At 43.1% G+C, this 15,870-nt stretch carries 19 protein-coding genes; 16 read left to right on the forward strand and 3 right to left on the reverse strand.

The window, feature by feature from the left end; all coding sequences use genetic code 11:
- Positions 1-97 precede the first annotated feature (97 nt).
- The 10 genes from ABC361_RS03695 to ABC361_RS03740 are packed head-to-tail and all read left to right on the forward strand — an operon-like array spanning position 98 to position 8,466.
- Positions 98-1,249, forward strand: coding sequence for an acyl-CoA dehydrogenase family protein (locus ABC361_RS03695; RefSeq protein ID WP_413072728.1), 1,152 nt, complete (start codon positions 98-100; stop codon positions 1,247-1,249).
- A 15-nt stretch (positions 1,250-1,264) separates the two neighbouring features.
- Entirely contained in the window at positions 1,265-1,642 is a 378-nt protein-coding gene (locus ABC361_RS03700) for a hotdog family protein (protein ID WP_413072729.1), read from the forward strand.
- A gap of 13 nt (positions 1,643-1,655) precedes the next feature.
- Positions 1,656-2,456: a 1,4-dihydroxy-2-naphthoyl-CoA synthase gene (gene menB / locus ABC361_RS03705; RefSeq protein WP_413072730.1), complete on the forward strand. Its 801-nt coding sequence runs from the start codon at positions 1,656-1,658 to the stop codon at positions 2,454-2,456.
- Positions 2,457-2,472: 16 nt separating this feature from the next.
- The gene (locus ABC361_RS03710) at positions 2,473-4,107 is read left to right on the forward strand and encodes an AMP-binding protein (protein ID WP_413072731.1); all 1,635 of its coding nucleotides are present in this window, start codon (positions 2,473-2,475) and stop codon (positions 4,105-4,107) included.
- A 16-nt stretch (positions 4,108-4,123) separates the two neighbouring features.
- Complete coding sequence (locus ABC361_RS03715; protein WP_413072732.1) at positions 4,124-4,870, forward strand: SDR family NAD(P)-dependent oxidoreductase; 747 nt, start codon at positions 4,124-4,126, stop codon at positions 4,868-4,870.
- Positions 4,871-4,909: 39 nt separating this feature from the next.
- Positions 4,910-6,058 carry an acyl-CoA dehydrogenase family protein gene (locus ABC361_RS03720; protein WP_413072733.1) on the forward strand — a complete coding sequence of 383 codons (1,149 nt, stop codon included), beginning with the start codon at positions 4,910-4,912 and terminating at the stop codon, positions 6,056-6,058.
- A 19-nt stretch (positions 6,059-6,077) separates the two neighbouring features.
- Complete coding sequence (locus tag ABC361_RS03725) at positions 6,078-6,824, forward strand: SDR family NAD(P)-dependent oxidoreductase (protein WP_413072734.1); 747 nt, start codon at positions 6,078-6,080, stop codon at positions 6,822-6,824.
- Between the two features lie 14 nt (positions 6,825-6,838).
- Complete coding sequence (gene fabG, locus ABC361_RS03730) at positions 6,839-7,600, forward strand: 3-oxoacyl-ACP reductase FabG (protein ID WP_413072735.1); 762 nt, start codon at positions 6,839-6,841, stop codon at positions 7,598-7,600.
- Between the two features lie 12 nt (positions 7,601-7,612).
- Positions 7,613-8,062 carry a MaoC family dehydratase N-terminal domain-containing protein gene (locus ABC361_RS03735; RefSeq protein WP_413072736.1) on the forward strand — a complete coding sequence of 150 codons (450 nt, stop codon included), beginning with the start codon at positions 7,613-7,615 and terminating at the stop codon, positions 8,060-8,062.
- A complete protein-coding gene (locus tag ABC361_RS03740; protein ID WP_413072737.1) occupies positions 8,059-8,466 on the forward strand; it encodes a MaoC/PaaZ C-terminal domain-containing protein in 408 nt (135 codons plus the stop codon). The genes ABC361_RS03735 and ABC361_RS03740 overlap by 4 nt, the downstream gene beginning before the upstream one ends.
- Before the next feature lie 34 nt (positions 8,467-8,500).
- On the opposite strand, the gene ABC361_RS03745 is transcribed toward ABC361_RS03740, so the two are convergent.
- Positions 8,501-8,995, reverse strand: coding sequence for a hypothetical protein (locus tag ABC361_RS03745; RefSeq protein ID WP_413072738.1), 495 nt, complete (start codon positions 8,993-8,995; stop codon positions 8,501-8,503).
- A gap of 100 nt (positions 8,996-9,095) precedes the next feature.
- Between ABC361_RS03745 and ABC361_RS03750 the strand changes: the two genes are divergently transcribed.
- Complete coding sequence (locus tag ABC361_RS03750; RefSeq protein WP_413072739.1) at positions 9,096-9,701, forward strand: hypothetical protein; 606 nt, start codon at positions 9,096-9,098, stop codon at positions 9,699-9,701.
- A gap of 29 nt (positions 9,702-9,730) precedes the next feature.
- On the opposite strand, the gene ABC361_RS03755 is transcribed toward ABC361_RS03750, so the two are convergent.
- Positions 9,731-10,600, reverse strand: coding sequence for a TetR/AcrR family transcriptional regulator (locus ABC361_RS03755; protein WP_413072740.1), 870 nt, complete (start codon positions 10,598-10,600; stop codon positions 9,731-9,733).
- A 150-nt stretch (positions 10,601-10,750) separates the two neighbouring features.
- On the opposite strand from ABC361_RS03755, the gene ABC361_RS03760 reads away from it, so the two are divergent.
- Positions 10,751-12,223, forward strand: a complete 1,473-nt coding sequence (locus ABC361_RS03760; RefSeq protein ID WP_413072741.1) for a DHA2 family efflux MFS transporter permease subunit — start codon at positions 10,751-10,753, stop codon at positions 12,221-12,223.
- A 59-nt stretch (positions 12,224-12,282) separates the two neighbouring features.
- On the opposite strand, the gene ABC361_RS03765 is transcribed toward ABC361_RS03760, so the two are convergent.
- A complete protein-coding gene (locus ABC361_RS03765; RefSeq protein WP_413072742.1) occupies positions 12,283-13,137 on the reverse strand; it encodes a glycoside hydrolase family 16 protein in 855 nt (284 codons plus the stop codon).
- A gap of 255 nt (positions 13,138-13,392) precedes the next feature.
- Between ABC361_RS03765 and ABC361_RS03770 the strand changes: the two genes are divergently transcribed.
- The 4 genes from ABC361_RS03770 (at position 13,393) to ABC361_RS03785 (ending at position 15,835) form a co-directional block, all read left to right on the forward strand.
- On the forward strand, positions 13,393-14,574 hold the full coding sequence (locus tag ABC361_RS03770; protein ID WP_413072743.1) for an amidase: 1,182 nt from the start codon (positions 13,393-13,395) through the stop codon (positions 14,572-14,574).
- Between the two features lie 114 nt (positions 14,575-14,688).
- On the forward strand, positions 14,689-15,024 hold the full coding sequence (locus tag ABC361_RS03775) for a MazG nucleotide pyrophosphohydrolase domain-containing protein (protein ID WP_413072744.1): 336 nt from the start codon (positions 14,689-14,691) through the stop codon (positions 15,022-15,024).
- A 10-nt stretch (positions 15,025-15,034) separates the two neighbouring features.
- The gene (locus ABC361_RS03780) at positions 15,035-15,493 is read left to right on the forward strand and encodes a hypothetical protein (RefSeq protein WP_413072745.1); all 459 of its coding nucleotides are present in this window, start codon (positions 15,035-15,037) and stop codon (positions 15,491-15,493) included.
- A gap of 15 nt (positions 15,494-15,508) precedes the next feature.
- Positions 15,509-15,835, forward strand: coding sequence for a DNA-binding protein (locus ABC361_RS03785; protein WP_413072746.1), 327 nt, complete (start codon positions 15,509-15,511; stop codon positions 15,833-15,835).
- Positions 15,836-15,870 lie beyond the last annotated feature (35 nt).

Here is a 15,870-nt window from a genome sequence, read left to right on the forward strand (position 1 = left end):
GCATTACTGCGAAACGGAAACGCTGAAAGAGGAGGGTTTATTAGCAAAATTCGGTTGGCATAACCTTTGCAAGAAGAGAGAGAAGGAGATGATAGAGATGGACTTTTCATTTAATGAAGAACAGCAGTACTTCGCTAAAATGCTACGAGAGTTTGCGAAAGAGGAGCTGCTACCAAACTATACACGCTGGGATCGAGAAGGGGTTACACCGAAGCACTTGTGGAAGAAGCTAGGCGAGCTAGGCGTTAATGGACTACGCATTCCTGAAGAGTACGGAGGCAGTGGTGCCGATTGTGTGACAACGGGAATTGCAGCCGAAGAGATTGGAAAAGGTGACTTTAATCTAACGTATGCCGTTATGCTCAATGCTCTGATTGGCGAAATCATTGCGACACATGCAAGCGACAACATAAAAAAAGAATGGCTTCCTAAGATTGCTTCAGGTGAGAGTATTGTCGGTATTGCCATCACAGAACCCTCTGCTGGCACCGATGCCGGTGGAATTAAAACGACGGCAGTCTATAAAGATGGCGCTTACGTGTTAAATGGCGAAAAATCTGGAATTAGTGTCGCCACTTCAGGCGATGCGTTTATCATTTTTGCGAAAACGAACCCTGAGCTCGGGAATCGTGGCATATCAGCTTTTATCGTGCCAGCTGATTTAAAAGGGTTAGAAACGAAAGGGTATGAGGATTTAGGCAATATTCCAGTGAGTCGAGGCTCTCTTTATTTACATGATGTTGTTGTGCCAGAAGAATATTTAATTGGGCTAGAGGGGAAAGGATTTGCACAAGTAATGAATGGGTTTGATTTAAGCCGATTGTTAATCGGGCTGCAATGTGTTGGAGCAGCGATGCAAAGCCTAGAGGAAACAATCGAGCATGTGAAGATTAGGCATTCATTTGGAAAACCACTTGCTACCTATCAAGGTGTTTCGTTTCCAATTGTTACCCACTATACACAGCTCGATATGGTGAGATGGCAAGCCTATCGAGGACTTTGGTTGCGCGACCAAGGCTTAAAACATTCAAAAGAATCGGCGGCAGTTAAATGGCTTGGACCTAAATACAGTCAAGAAGCGATCCATGAGTGTCTGCTCTTAAACGGGCATTATGCCTATACAAAAGAAATGCCGTTAGAACAGCGCCTGCGAGATGTCATTGGACTGGAGATAGGGGATGGCACCGCACAGGCGAACCAAATGGTCATTGCCAAAGACATTATTGGAAAAGAGTACCGGTCTTACTAAAGCGGAGTGGTGAGGATGAGAAAAGCAAATCACTATGCAATTGGTCAAGTGGCAAGCAGAAGCTGTTCGTTCCACTTAGAGGATTTGTCAAAATGGAAGGCACTTGGATGCGCAGAAGAGGGTCATTCTGCTGAAAAGAGACACGTACCTTGGTTGATGAGTGAAGGGTTTATCAGTGATGTCATGAGCAATACATTGCCCGGTGTCCCATGTGTCATGATGCAAAAAGAGTTGTACTACCTACATCCCGTCTATGTAGGGGATGAGCTCACAACGTATGTAGAAATCATTGACGTAAACGAAGAGCGGAACTGGTTAACCGAAAAAGTCACGTGTATGAACCAAGAAGGAATTGAGGTCATAAAAGGGCAAGTCGTTTTAAAACAATTATAGGTGGTGACGAGAATTGGAACTAAAAGATGTGCAGTATGAAAAAGCAAATGGAATTGCAAAGATTACGATTAATCGTCCAGAAGTATACAATGCGTTCCGAGCGCGAACGATTGAAGAGCTCATTTGGAGTTTTCGAGATGCATGGGATGACAACCGAATTGGAGCGGTAATTTTAACAGGAGCAGGAGAAAAGGCGTTTTGTGTTGGTGGAGATCAGAAAGAAAAAGGCGATGAAGGCGGCTACGATTATCAAGGCGGACTTGGCGGTGGGATTGGTCTTGAAGTGGAAAACTTGCATCAAACGATCCGGAATATTCCTAAGCCAGTCATTGCTGCAGTGAACGGATTCGCAATTGGTGGCGGTCATGTGCTCCATGTCATTTGTGATCTAACGATTGCCGCAGATACGGCCAAATTCGGGCAAACCGGTCCGAAAGTTGGGAGTTTTGATGCTGGGTTTGGTTCCGCTTATTTAGCTCGAATTGTCGGAGAGAAAAAGGCGCGGGAGATTTGGTATTTATGTGAGAAATACTCGGCAGAAGAGTGTAAGGAGATGGGATTAGTCAACAAGGTAGTTCCAGCTAATGAATTAGCACAAGCCGCTCAAGAATGGGCGGAGAAAATTGTTGAGAAGAGCCCAACGGCGATTAAAGTATTAAAGCTTTCGTTTAATGCAGATAGTCAAAATATCCAAGGAATCTCTCAGCTTGCCATGTCCAATCTAGCATTGTTTTACAATACGGCCGAATCAAAAGAAGGGAAGAATGCATTTTTAGAAAAAAGACCCGTTGATTTCAAAAAATTTAGAGGGTGAGTAGGAGGACAAACCAGTGAAACAAAACACGCTGTTGACTCCAGAGTATATCGCAAAAAACGAATCAAACTGGCCGAATAAAACGATCATTGAGTATTTAGACGAAGCGATTCGCCGTTATCCAAGTAAGAGAGCAATCGTTGATCACAAAAGTTGTTATACCTACGCAGAGCTTGGAAAAATAGTCAATCGTGTCGCGTTAGGCTTGCTGGAACATGGATTGCAAAAAGGTGACGTGCTTTCGCTTCAGCTACCGAATTGGAATGAATTTATTATTCTTCATTATGCAGCTAGTAAAATTGGCGTGATTACAAATCCACTTGTCCCGATCTATCGCGATCGTGAAATTGGCCATATGGTCGCAACAGTTGAGGCGAAAATGCTCGTCATTCCTGATGAGTTTCGTGGTTTTCGCTATACAGAAATGCTGGAGCGGTTAAAGCCGACATTACCAAATCTGCAAGAAATTTTCGTATTAGGCGAAAACGTTCCAGAATTAATGAAACCGCTTACTAGATTAATGGGTGAGCCATGGGAAGAAAGAAAGTCAGTCGCAGAGCTACAGCAGATTACCCATGATCCTAATGATGTAACGGAAATTATTTTTACGTCAGGCACGACAGGGCAACCGAAAGGCGTGATGCATACGCATAATACTTTATGCGTGTCGACGAATTATTGGATTGATCGGCTACATTTAACAGCCGATGATGTTATGTTTATGGCGTCCACATTTGCCCATCAAACCGGTTTTGGTTATGGTGTTCGTCTTCCTACACATTTTGGTGGAACTGCCATCTATCAAGATATATGGGACCCAGGCGAATTTTTGAAATTAGTCGAGACAGAAGGGATTACCTTTACGGCAGGGGCAACCCCTTTTCTTCAAGATACCGTGCAGAATCCAGATGTAGAAACGTACAATCTCGCATCATTGCACTACTTTGTAGCACTTGGTGCCCCATTACCTCGCACACTTGTCAAAGAAGCGTGTGCAAAGGTTCCGTTTACGATTCTAGCAGGGTGGGGCCAAACCGAAGATGGATTAGTGACGCTGACGAAACCAGAAGATGAAGAAGAGAAGATTACAGGGACAGACGGTGTTCCTTTTGAAGGAATGGAACTAAAGATTGTTGATGAAACCGGAATAGAAGTGGCGCGAAACACGGAAGGCGACCTTCTATGTCGAGGACCTGCGTTATTTATTGGCTATTACAAACAGCTTGAAAAAACATTGGAAGAATTTCATGACGACTGGTTTGTGACAGGTGATCGAGCGGTAATGGATGATGATGGCTATATTCGCATTGCTGGTAGAAATAAAGACATTATTATACGGGGTGGCGAAAACATCCCAGTGGCTTACGTGGAAAATGCCCTTTATGAGCACCCGGATATCGCAATTGTCCAACTTATTGCGATGCCTGACCCACGATTACAAGAAAAAGGTTGTGCATTTATCCGTTTGAAATCAGAAGCATCAAGATTAAGTCTCGCGGATGTCCAACAGTTTTTAAAAGAAAAAGGGGTCGCAAAACAGTATTGGCCGGAGCATGTCGAAATTGTCGATGATTTTCCGCGAACGCCTAGCGGCAAAATCCAAAAATATCGTTTGCGAGATGAGATCTCAAAGGTAATAAAAGAAACGTAAAGATGGAGGGAAAACAATGGAAAAGCGAGTGGCATTTGTTACTGGTGCAGGACGAGGAATGGGTAGAGAAATATCGTTAACGCTAGCAAAGCAAGACATGACGATTATTGTGACTGACGTCAATATGGAAAATGCAGAAGAAACCGTCTCGCGCGTGCATAATTTGGGAGGCGAGGCGTATGCTGTTTATTGCGATGTGACGTCATTAGAAAGTGTCCAACAAGCCGTAGAAAAGGCAATGAGTCATACGAGTCAAATTGATGTACTTGTCAACAATGCAGGTTGGGATAAGATTGAACCTTTTTTAAAAAGTGAACCGAGTACGTGGCAGACGATTATCGCGATTAATTTAATGGGACAAATTCATACATGTAAGGAAATTTTGCCGAAAATGATTGAAAGCGGTTACGGAAAAGTCATTAACATCGCCTCTGATTCTGGAAGAGTTGGCTCAAGTGGGGAAGCGGTCTATTCAGCAGCAAAAGGCGGCATCATTACCTTGACGAAAACCCTTGCTCGGGAAATGGCCCGACATAAAATTAATGTAAACTGTATTGCGCCGGGACCAGCCGATACACCGTTATTTCAAGAAATTGGGACGTACAACGAAGGCATTGCAGCTGCATTAACAAAGGCAATTCCGTTCCGACGTCTGGCAGAACCGAGTGATATTGCCAATGCGGTTCGTTTCTTTGCATCAGATGAATCGAGCTATATTACCGGGCAAACCCTTTCTGTCAGTGGCGGATTAACAATGGTGTGATGAAACTCATTCGATTAAAAAGAAATGTGGTGAAGTCAGTTGAACTTTAATTTAACGGAAGATGAACAACTACTGAAAAAAGGCATTCGCGATTTTATTGACCATGAAGTTGATCCAAGAGCGATGGAGATCGAAGAAACCAACGAAATTCCAGCAGATATCATGGAAAAGACAAAAGAAATGGGTTTGTTTGCTTTAAGTGTACCGGAACAATATGGCGGACTTGGACTTAGTATGGTCGGGAAATGTGCGGTTCTTGAAGAAATTGGTCGAACCCATAATGGCTATACGACTGTAATTGGCGGGCATACAGGCATTGGTGGCGTCGGCATTGTCGAGTTTGGGACAGAAAAACAGAAAGAAAAATACTTACCGCAGATGGCAAGTGGGGAGATGATTGGTGCGTTTGCATTAACAGAGCCAAGCGCAGGCTCTCACGCATCCAATCTAAAAACTACTGCTGTGAAAAAAGGTGATCATTATATTTTAAATGGAAGTAAGCACTATATTACGAATGCTCCAATTGCTGGTATTTTTACCGTAATGGCTGTGACAGATCCGTCAAAAGGAGCGAAAGGAATTACGTCGTTCATTGTCGAAAGGGATACACCGGGACTGATTATCGGCAAAATTGAACAGAAAATGGGTTTACACGGGTCCCACTCGTCGGAACTTTTCTTTGAAGATTGTGCAGTTCCTGCTGAGAACATCCTCGGCGAAGTTGGGCAAGGTTATATGAATGCGTTAAAAATTTTAGCAAATGGGCGCGCAGGGATGGCTGCCCGTAATCTTGGGTCTTGTGATAAACTGCTTGATTTATCGCTTACGTTTTCACAGGAACGGATACAGTTTGGGAAGCCGATTTTTGAACAGCAAATCATTCAACATTATCTGGCAGATATGGCGATGGAAATAGAAGCATTGCGTTCCATGACATACCGGGTTGCTTGGATGGTCGACGAGGGGAAAAAAGTGATTAAAGAAGCTGCGATGGTGAAGCTCTTTGGTTCAGAAACCTATGGGAGAGTGGCAGATAAAGCAGTTCAAATTCATGGTGGGATTGGCTATATCTCGGAATATCCGATCGAACGGTTTTATCGTGATGCACGAATTACGCGCATCTACGAAGGCACATCCGAGATCCAAAAGAACATTATTGCAACCCAATTGCAAAAGGAAATGAAGTGATTTTTCAGGAGGGCATCCTATGGATTTACATGGAAAAACCGTACTCGTAACAGGAGGTGCAAAAGGGGTTGGTCGAGCAATCGTGCAAGCTCTAGCGGAGGCTGGGGCCACGATTGCGCTCCACTACCATCACTCTGAAAAAGAAGCCCACGAGACTGTGGAAGAACTAAGGGGAGCCAACATTACGATATGCGCAGTAAAGGGCAACCTCGCACATTTTGCAGAGGTGGAAGCAATGAAAAACCAGCTTGATCAAACCCTCGGGCACGTGGATATGGTCGTCAACAATGCAGGCTATACGAAAACAAAATCGTTTTTTGATTATAAGCCAGATGAGTGGCGCGAAGAAGTGGACGTCTGTTTACACGGTGTTATGAATCTCGCGTACACCTTTGTTCCACCAATGAAAGAGCGCGGTGAAGGCAAGTTTATTCAAGTCGTTGGGGATTCTGCACGGACAGGGGATCGTCACCTGATTATTTCAGCGGCAGCTCGTAATGGGACGATTAGTTTTATAAAATCGCTGGCGCAAGAAGTCGGGCGGGATAACGTTCAATGTAATACGCTCTCCCTAGGTTTAATTGATAAAGGAGATTTGCCATTTAAAGACGAGGTACGCCAGAAAATTATGAAGCAATATCCAGCAAAGCGGTTAGGAGAACCGTCTGATGTAACAGGCGCCGTGGGATTTTTGTTATCACCTGCTTCAGATTGGATTACAGGGCAAGTGCTGCCGGTTAATGGCGGTCATTCCATGTTTGGATAAAGAGGAGGATGTACATGTCACATTTACAAGGACAAACGGCGATTGTGACGGGTGGTAGTCGAGGCATTGGAAAGGCGATTGTTGAGCGACTCGCAACGGATGGGGCAAACGTCGTCATTTTTGATATAAATGAAGAGGCATTGAGTGAAGCGGAACAATCGTTACAAGATAAAGGCTTAACGGTTCGTGCCATTCAAGCAGATGTGACGAATCGTGACCAAGTAACGAAAGCGGTTCAAGACGTAATGGAGACTTTCGGTTCAATTGAAATTCTTGTTAATAATGCGGGTGTTATTCGTGATCAAATGTTTTATAAAATGTCAGAGCACGATTGGGATACGGTGATGAATGTCCATTTAAAAGGTGCATTTATCATGACACAAATTGCGCAAGCTCATATGATCAAGCAATCTTACGGTCGAATTATTAATTTATCATCAACATCGGCGCTCGGCAATCGTGGTCAAGCCAATTATGCAACAGCAAAAGCAGGCTTGCAAGGTTTTACGAAGACGATGGCAATTGAGCTCGGGAAATATGGGGTTACGACAAATGCGATTGCACCAGGGTTTATTGAAACAGACATGACTCGTTCCACCGCGGATCGGTTAGGGATTTCGTTTGAACAGCTCATTGAAGCAAGTGTCGCAAAAATTCCTGTAGCTCGAAGTGGAAAACCAGAAGATATTGCGAATACCGTTGCATTTTTTGCTGATTCTCGCTCTGGATTTGTAAACGGACAGGTCATTTATGTCGCAGGTGGACCAAAAGCATAAGGAGTTAAGGCTATGTTTGAAGATATCATTGGAAAGAAATCGAATCGAGTGAAAAACACGGTTTCCCGTGAGGCCGTCGTCACGTTTGCCGCTGCGATCGGTGACCCTCACCCTATCTATGTCGATGAATCGTACGGAAAGACAACCCGCTTTAAACAAAATCTCGCCCCACCAACGTTTCCGCGCACGTTTCAGTATGGTGAGGTTGCAGGGTTGAATTTGCCGAAGAAAGGACTGATTCACGGGGAGCAAACGTATCACTATACGCGCCCCCTTATGGTTGGTGAGGAAGTCTACTGTTTCTTAAAAGTGGAAGCGTACGTGGAGAAGGAAGGAAAGAGTGGGAAAATGGGCTTCCTAACATTAGTAGGCACTGGTGAAGATGTGGATGGAGACGTTCTCTTCTCCGCAAAACAAGTGATTATCATCAACGCCGCGGTGAGAAAGGCGATGAGCCAATGAGCACAATCATGAAGATGACAAACGGTGATTCACTCCCATCTATAAAACTTGAGCCAGTGACACGTGAAGATTTAATTGCCTATGCGAATGCTTCTGGAGATCATAACCCGATTCATCAAGATGACCAAGAAGCGTTAAACGCAGGGTTACCGGGAATTATCGCCCATGGCATGTGGACAATGGGGAATCTAACAAAACTGTTTACGCCATATGTGGAAGAAGGATATATGGAAGAGATTCAGATTCGCTTTCGGGGAATGGTTTTTCTAGGTGATGTGGTGACGCTTGAAGCTCAAGCAGATGAGGTGTCTCATGAGACCGTTCGGTTTAGCGTTCGTGCAAGTCAGCAAGACGATCGATCCGTATTAGAAGGGGAGGTATTCATGCGGTTGTATGGAGAGTAGGGTAGCTCGAAACAGGTAGCTACCCTTTAAATATTTAATCTCCTGACACCTCAAATAGGACCATCGTCATAATGACACCAATTCGCTCATCTTCAGCATTTGTATAATCCGTGTAGACCCGATAGGTGACTTCAGGACCTAAGCTATCAATAATAAAAGACGAATCGTCGAGCTCAATTCCTGAAGTGGACTGGGACCCTTCGTGAACATCTAACCAAAAAATGGGCTCTTGCGGATAATTAATATCAATGAACTGATCATTCACGACAATCTCTACCTCCTGGCCATGGGTTACTGGTATGGGGTTAAGTAAGGCGCTATCTTCATCGTGAACAGAGAGATTTTGATCAATATTAAAGCAGTTATTCCAGCAAACAGGGCGATGAATGGTTGGTACTTCTTCGTTATCAATGAACAACGAAACCGTTGGAATTTGTCCTAACAGTTCTGATTCCTCTTCTCCCACCGTACAAGCCGTTAAAAAAGATAAAAGTAGAATGAGCGCAACAAATGAAAAAAATGCCTTCATAGGATTTCCTCCTTTTCTTCTATTTGTTACCATATACCCATAAGGACGTAATAGAAACTTTTTCCAGACGAAATCGTAGAAATAATGGAGAGGTGGTTTAATGAAGAAATGGGTCATCGTTATTGGGACGATTGTTTTGATTGCTGGTGGGCTTATGTTCTTCCAACATCGGTCCGAGGCTCCAGAAGTCAGTCAAGAGCCGCAAGAAATGGATGAACCGATGTCCGAAGCGGAAACAACTGCGGCAATCGAACAGGCAATGGACCATGTGGGTGAGCTAGAAGGGTTGGAAGAAGGAATTGAGAAGTGGGCTGTTCGACTATTAGTTGCTTCTGATGAACCTTTATCAGATTCAGAACTGGTAGCGCAGGCGGAAGAAGCCTATCAAGATCGACAGGATGCACTGGATGTTGCTGAAGAGATTTACGATGTTGATATGAGCGAGGGACGCATATATGCTTTTATTGAACAAGAAGTCGAACAAATCGATGAAGCGTTTATGGAGTCGATTGCTTCCGCTCATGGATTATCGTTAGAAGCTTTTCTATACGACTGGGAATATGACCACTTTGCTTACAATTACGCATGGCGAGAAATGAGTACACAATTAGAAGAAGCCTTTCCAATGGAAGAAGGCGAGGATGCTGAAGCGTACAGGGATCGTTTGAGGGAACAGTGGCAAAACAAAATGGATGAGACGAGGTAGCGGGCGTGAACCCACCAGCTACCTCTTTTTTAATAAGAATGTACATAATACCAGATCATATTAATGAACGACTGAACCGAATCTTCCATGGTCGTGTCTTGTGCAGACGCTTGGAATGGCTTTAATAAAGGTAAAAGAACCGCTTTTCGGATTCGTTCTTTATGGAGCTCTTCCAGGATCGCATCAAATAAGTCTTTTTGCTCTTCATAAAAGTGAGCAATATCCAATGAGTCTGCATAAGACAGGACGTCTTGTTTCGTGACGGCTTTATGCTCTACTTGCGAGCGAAATTGCTGAATGGCTGCATCATTAAGCAAAAATTGCTGTTCCCGTGCCATTTTCTTTAGAATTTCTTCTAAATACGATAAAAGAATGTCTATGACCGTTTCTAAATGGTAACTACTATTTGTATAACGATGGACAAATAGGGTGTGTTGAAGCATTCCTGTAAACAAAATAACCCCTTCAAAAGCAAAAGGTCGAATGGAATCACCTTGTACTTCAATTAATCGTTCAGATAGCCATTCTATATCATGAACGCGATGCTTGAGCACGAGTTTTTTTAAATCTGCTTCATTTGAATGGAGAATGGCTTCAAATAAACGATAGAGGTGTTTTTCTTCTTGTAGCTTAATTAAAATCGAAATTTGTTCAATGAAAATAGTGCGATCATTGCGTGCTTTCCCAATCTGCGCGGCAATTCGACGTTGACTTGCTTCATACCGCAAATCTTCCAATATTTCTGCAACACAGTCGTTTTTTGAAGAAAAATAATTATAAAACGTCCCTTTAGAAATAGCGGCCGCTTTTAAAATATCTTGAATCGATGTATGTTGAATGCCTTTCTCTTGAAAGAGTTTAAGAGCAGATTCGGCTACATGTTTCTTTCGTTCGTTCATTAGAGCCTCCTTGCGATAATCCGATGTGTTTAGTATAAATTGTAGGACGAAAAAAAACAATTTATACAATGAGTATAAATTATTGACTATATTGTACCATAGGTATAATATAGCTAAGTGTTGAATTTTGATTTAGAAGGGTGACGATGCATGGACGATAGCATGCAACTGAAAAAACCGCCTTATCTGATGATAGGGATCTTATTTGTTGGTGCATTTGTAGCATTCTTAAATAATTCTTTATTAAATGTTGCATTACCAAGTATTATGGTCGATTTAGGTGTTGAGGATTATTCTACAGTCCAATGGCTCGCAACAGGCTATATGCTTGTTAGTGGTGTTTTAATTCCCGCATCTGCTTATTTATTAACGAGATTTACGAATCGACGTCTTTATATAGCCGCTATGGCGATCTTTACACTTGGAACGGCTCTAGCAGCCTTTGCTCCTAACTTCGGGTTATTATTAACTGGAAGAATGGTTCAAGCGGTTGGGGGTTCAGTCATGGGACCACTTTTAATGAATGTCATGCTCATCAGCTTTCCTCGTGAAAAAAGAGGAACAGCCATGGGGGTATTTGGCCTCGTTATGATTACGGCTCCTGCCATTGGACCAACGCTTTCGGGCTTCATTGTACAAAATTATGATTGGCGTTTACTGTTTGAAATGATTTTACCTCTTGCGATCATTAGCCTTGTATTGGCTGTATGGAAACTAGGAAACGTCATGCCACAAAATAAAGACGCAAACTTAGATTACACATCCGTGGTTTTATCTAGTTTAGGTTTTGGTGGTTTGCTCTACGGATTTAGTTCTGCAAGTGCAGACGGTTGGACTAATTTTTGGGTATTAACCACATTAATTGTAGGGCTTGTTTCATTAGTAGCGTTTGTCTTGCGCCAATTACGAATGGAAGAACCGCTCTTAGATTTACGGGTTTACAAATATCCGATGTTTGCGCTGGCATCCGTCATTGCTGCAGTTAATGCTGTAGCCATGTTCTCTGGTATGATCTTAACGCCTGCTTACGTCCAGAGCGTGCGCGGAATTTCCCCACTAGACTCAGGCTTATTAATGTTGCCTGGTGCAATTATTATGGGCTTGATGTCGCCTGTAACAGGTAAGTTATTTGACAAGTTTGGACCGCGAACCATTTCAGTAATTGGTCTGGTCATTACGGCTGTATCAACGTATATGTTGGCGAACCTTCAGCTGGATACACCATATGCCACGATCGTTGTGATCTACAGTATCCGTATGCTAGGGATGTCGCTTGTCATGATGCCAATTATGACGAACGGCTTAAATCAGCTCCCGACGCGCTTAAACCCGCACGGAACAGCGATTAATAATACTGCTCAGCAAGTTTCTGGTTCAATTGGTACAGCGATCCTTGTCACAATTATGAACAGTGTTGCCGCAAGTGAAGCAGAAACTATTCTAAGCGGTACCGACCCTGCCGCCGTTGATGAAACCTTGTTAATGCAGGAGTCGCTTTTAGCAGGGATACAGTACTCCTTCTATGTAGCGTTTGGTATGACGCTCATTGCGTTGATCCTATCGTTCTTCGTAAAGAGAGTGGATACGAGTATGGAAGCCGTTCGACAAATAGAAGAAGAGTAAAAAGAACCCTGCCATTAGGTATAACACCTTTTCGGCAGGGTTTTCTCCATTTCCGCAACTTATCTTTCGTACACTCGTACGTAATCAACAGCCATTGTTGATGGGAATGGCGTGGAGCCATCTGGATTCCCGCCGTACCAGCCGCCAACAGCAAGGTTAAGGATTAAGTGGAAATCTTGATCGAATGGGGCAGGGTACGCGCCACCTGTTGAATACCAGTCGTTAATTGTTTGATACAAGTTTCCATCGACGTACCAACGAATTTCTCCTGGTTCCCATTCAACTGCGTATTCGTGATAACCCGTGGCATCGGTGCCATCAGGAAAGAAATAGTCGCCAGCTTGGAATTGATTCTCAGGCCAAGGCCCACCATAATGGATCGCTCCTCCGACTTTGTAAGGGGTACCGCCAGCATTCTCCATAATATCAATCTCTCCAGAAGCAGCCCATCCACCATATTGATCATTTTCTGGCATCATCCAAAAAGCGGGCCAAAACCCTTGTCCAGCAGGTAATCGCATACGTGCCTCAAAGCGCCCGTAAGTTTGACTAAACAGTCCCTCTGTTAACACTTTGCCAGACGTATACTCATAGCTACCGAATGCATCGGAAATCGGTTCTTGATGTGCTTCAATAATTAACTCACCGTTTTCCACGCGAACATTTTTTGGATCATCATTGTAATATTGTAATTCCTCATTGCCCCAACCTGGTAAATTGGGTTGTCCGTTTCCAATATCATAGCGCCACTTTGATTGATCAAGGGAATCCCCATCAAATTCATCATTCCAAACGAGGTTCCATCCTTCTTGTTCTATAGAAATGTCTTCTTCTGTTTCCGTTGCGCCAACATAAGAGGTTGCGATAAAGGTTGCACATGCTGCGATTGATAATGTGCCAAGCATTTTTTTCATGTCTTCTCCTCCTCAATCATGTATGGTGTTTGCTCTCAGAAGCGTCTCTTCTATTTTAAGTATAAAAGAGATCGCTTTTTGTCACAGTTGGGAAAAAAAGATCGAGGTTGGGAAAACGATTGGGTTTTAACACCGTTTTTGTAGAACAGGCGTCCATTCGTTCTCGTGTTAGGTTTTGTAACGAGGTTGTGGTTAGTGGAACAATTCGAACGATAAAATAAAGGAAGATACGAACAGGAAAAGGAGTGAGTGGTTGTGCAACATTCTGGCGCTTTTGTTGAATCAGGATGGGACTTAACAGAACATAGTCAAGGTGGATCATTACGTAATCTTCGGTTTGCGGTAAAAGATGTTTTTCACATTCGCGATCATTATGCGAGCGCAGGGAATCCAGATTGGCTTGCGACACATGAAGCTGCTGGCGCGCACGCACCTGTGGTACAAAAGCTTTTAAATGAAGCCGCAACGCTTGTTGGCGTTACCGTAACAGATGAGCTGATGTTCAGTTTAAATGGCGTTAATGTCCATTACGGAACACCTGTAAACCCTGTGGCGAACGACCGTATTCCAGGAGGGTCATCAAGTGGATCAGCGGTTGCTGTTGCAAACGGCAGTGTTGATTTTGCCCTCGGTACAGATACAGCAGGATCGGTTCGGATACCAGCTAGTTATTGCGGTGTGTACGGATTTCGACCAACCCATAATGCGATTTCTTTAGAGGGTGTGATTCCCCTTGCGAGTCGTTTTGATACGGTTGGATGGTTTGCGCGCTCCGCATCACTCCTCGAAAACGTAGGGGCGGCCCTATTGCCTGAGCAGGAAAAAACAATGACTTTTGCTACTGTCTATGTGCCTGAAGAAGTACTGGAACTTGTTCAGCCACATATCGCTAAGAGATTTTTGACTGAATTGAAGACACTTGTAGGAGAAGAGAAGCTAGTGTATACCTCAATCTCAGAAGATAAGCTAGACACCTATATGGATACATTCCGTACTCTTCAAGGCTATCAAATTTGGCAAACCCATGGTGAATGGATTGAAAGCAACAAGCCGACATTTGCGGATGATATTGCTGCTCGATTCCAATGGACGAGCACATTACCAGCAGACGGTCAAGAACAAGCAGAAGGAACAGCAAACGCGATTAAAGAAAAAATGGCCGATCTTTTAAAGGAGGGCTGTTTACTCGCGATTCCGACATCACCAGACGTTGCACCTCACATTCGTACGGATGCAGCTCTGCTCGAAACGCACAGAACGAATACATTCAAATTAACAGCGATTAGCGGATTAACCGAGACGCCTCAATTGACGCTCCCATTAATGGATGTAGAAGGTTTGCCAATTGGCCTTTCGTTGATTGCAGGAAAGCACATGGATCGTGCCCTTCTTCAATTTGCACGACAGGTGGAAGAAACATTCGCGCTTTCGTTATGACCTGAAAGGATTGTTAGTGAATTCAGAAATGTGATATGATTTATGAAATATCTAAGACTAATTAGAGAGGGCTATTAAAGTCCTTTTTTTATGTCATTGTAAAGGAGTTCGGCCATGAAAGACTTGACGTTTACACAAATGCAGGCCTATTTAGCGGCTAAATATGAGGAGAAAGCCACGTCATCAGGTTTGTTTATGAAACTTGTCGAGGAAGTCGGTGAAGTAGCGGAGGCACTCAATCGCATCGAAGGAAGAAAGAAAAGTTCAGAAGACGCCTCACTAGAAAAAGAGTTAGCCGACGTGATTCACTATGCCGTTGCAATTGCTAGCATCAACCAAATCGATCTAACAAGTGTCATTATGGAAAAAGATCAAGACGCAGCCGCAAGATACAACCATTCTCTTAATCTAGTTGAATTCTTGAATAAGGATGGTAGAGGTCAAACCTAGGAGGGCTTTTATGAAAAAGGTAGTTTTTATTCTTAGTGTTAGTGCCTTAGTGAGTGGATGTAATTTACTGGGAAGTAGCCCAGATAAGACCGTGGAAGCAGGTAACGGATATTGGGTATTAAAAAATGACTATGCAAATGAGTTACAAAGCAATGGTCTGAGAAATTCTCAGAATCAGACGTATGTAAACAATAATGTGTTTTTTGTGGAAGATGTATCTGAAGGAAAGAAAATGGCTGTTATCTTCTCAGGTGATGAAGACGTTGCTTATTTATTGGCCGATATTGATATTCAAGATACTGAGACAATTATTACTGTCGAAGAATCGGCTAATACAGAAGATCTAACTAATCCTTATTTACTTGTTGGGATGGATGAACTGAATGGAGACCTAACGGTAATCAATACGCACAACGATAAAGAAATCAAACAAGTCGACCAGAATTTTGAGAGAGATTCAATCAATTAAAAAGGAGCAAGTGCAATGAATGGAGCGTTTTGGATAGCGATTGGCATGATCGGAGCAGCCTATTTTATTGGAAACGGTTTAAAAAACTTTAAAAACCCTGATTCTTCCTCTTCAAACTCAGTTTGGGATAACGATCACAATCATTTTTGGGGAGCACCAGAATTAATAAGAGAAGATAAAGTTCATAGTTACATAGGGATCTTAAAAGAAGATGCGACGTCTTTAGTAAAAGATTATCCATCGATTCCGCACATGGTTATTAATGGGCGCGTTTATTTCCCTGCTGACCAACTGAAGAAATGGGTTAATGATTTTACAATTGATTCGTCAGGTTCCGTTTAGATTTTAGGGTGTATTGAATGGAGAGGTGGCATGAC

This window comes from Shouchella phoenicis (assembly GCF_047238345.1).
Classification (GTDB): Bacteria; Bacillota; Bacilli; order Bacillales; family Bacillaceae_D; genus Shouchella.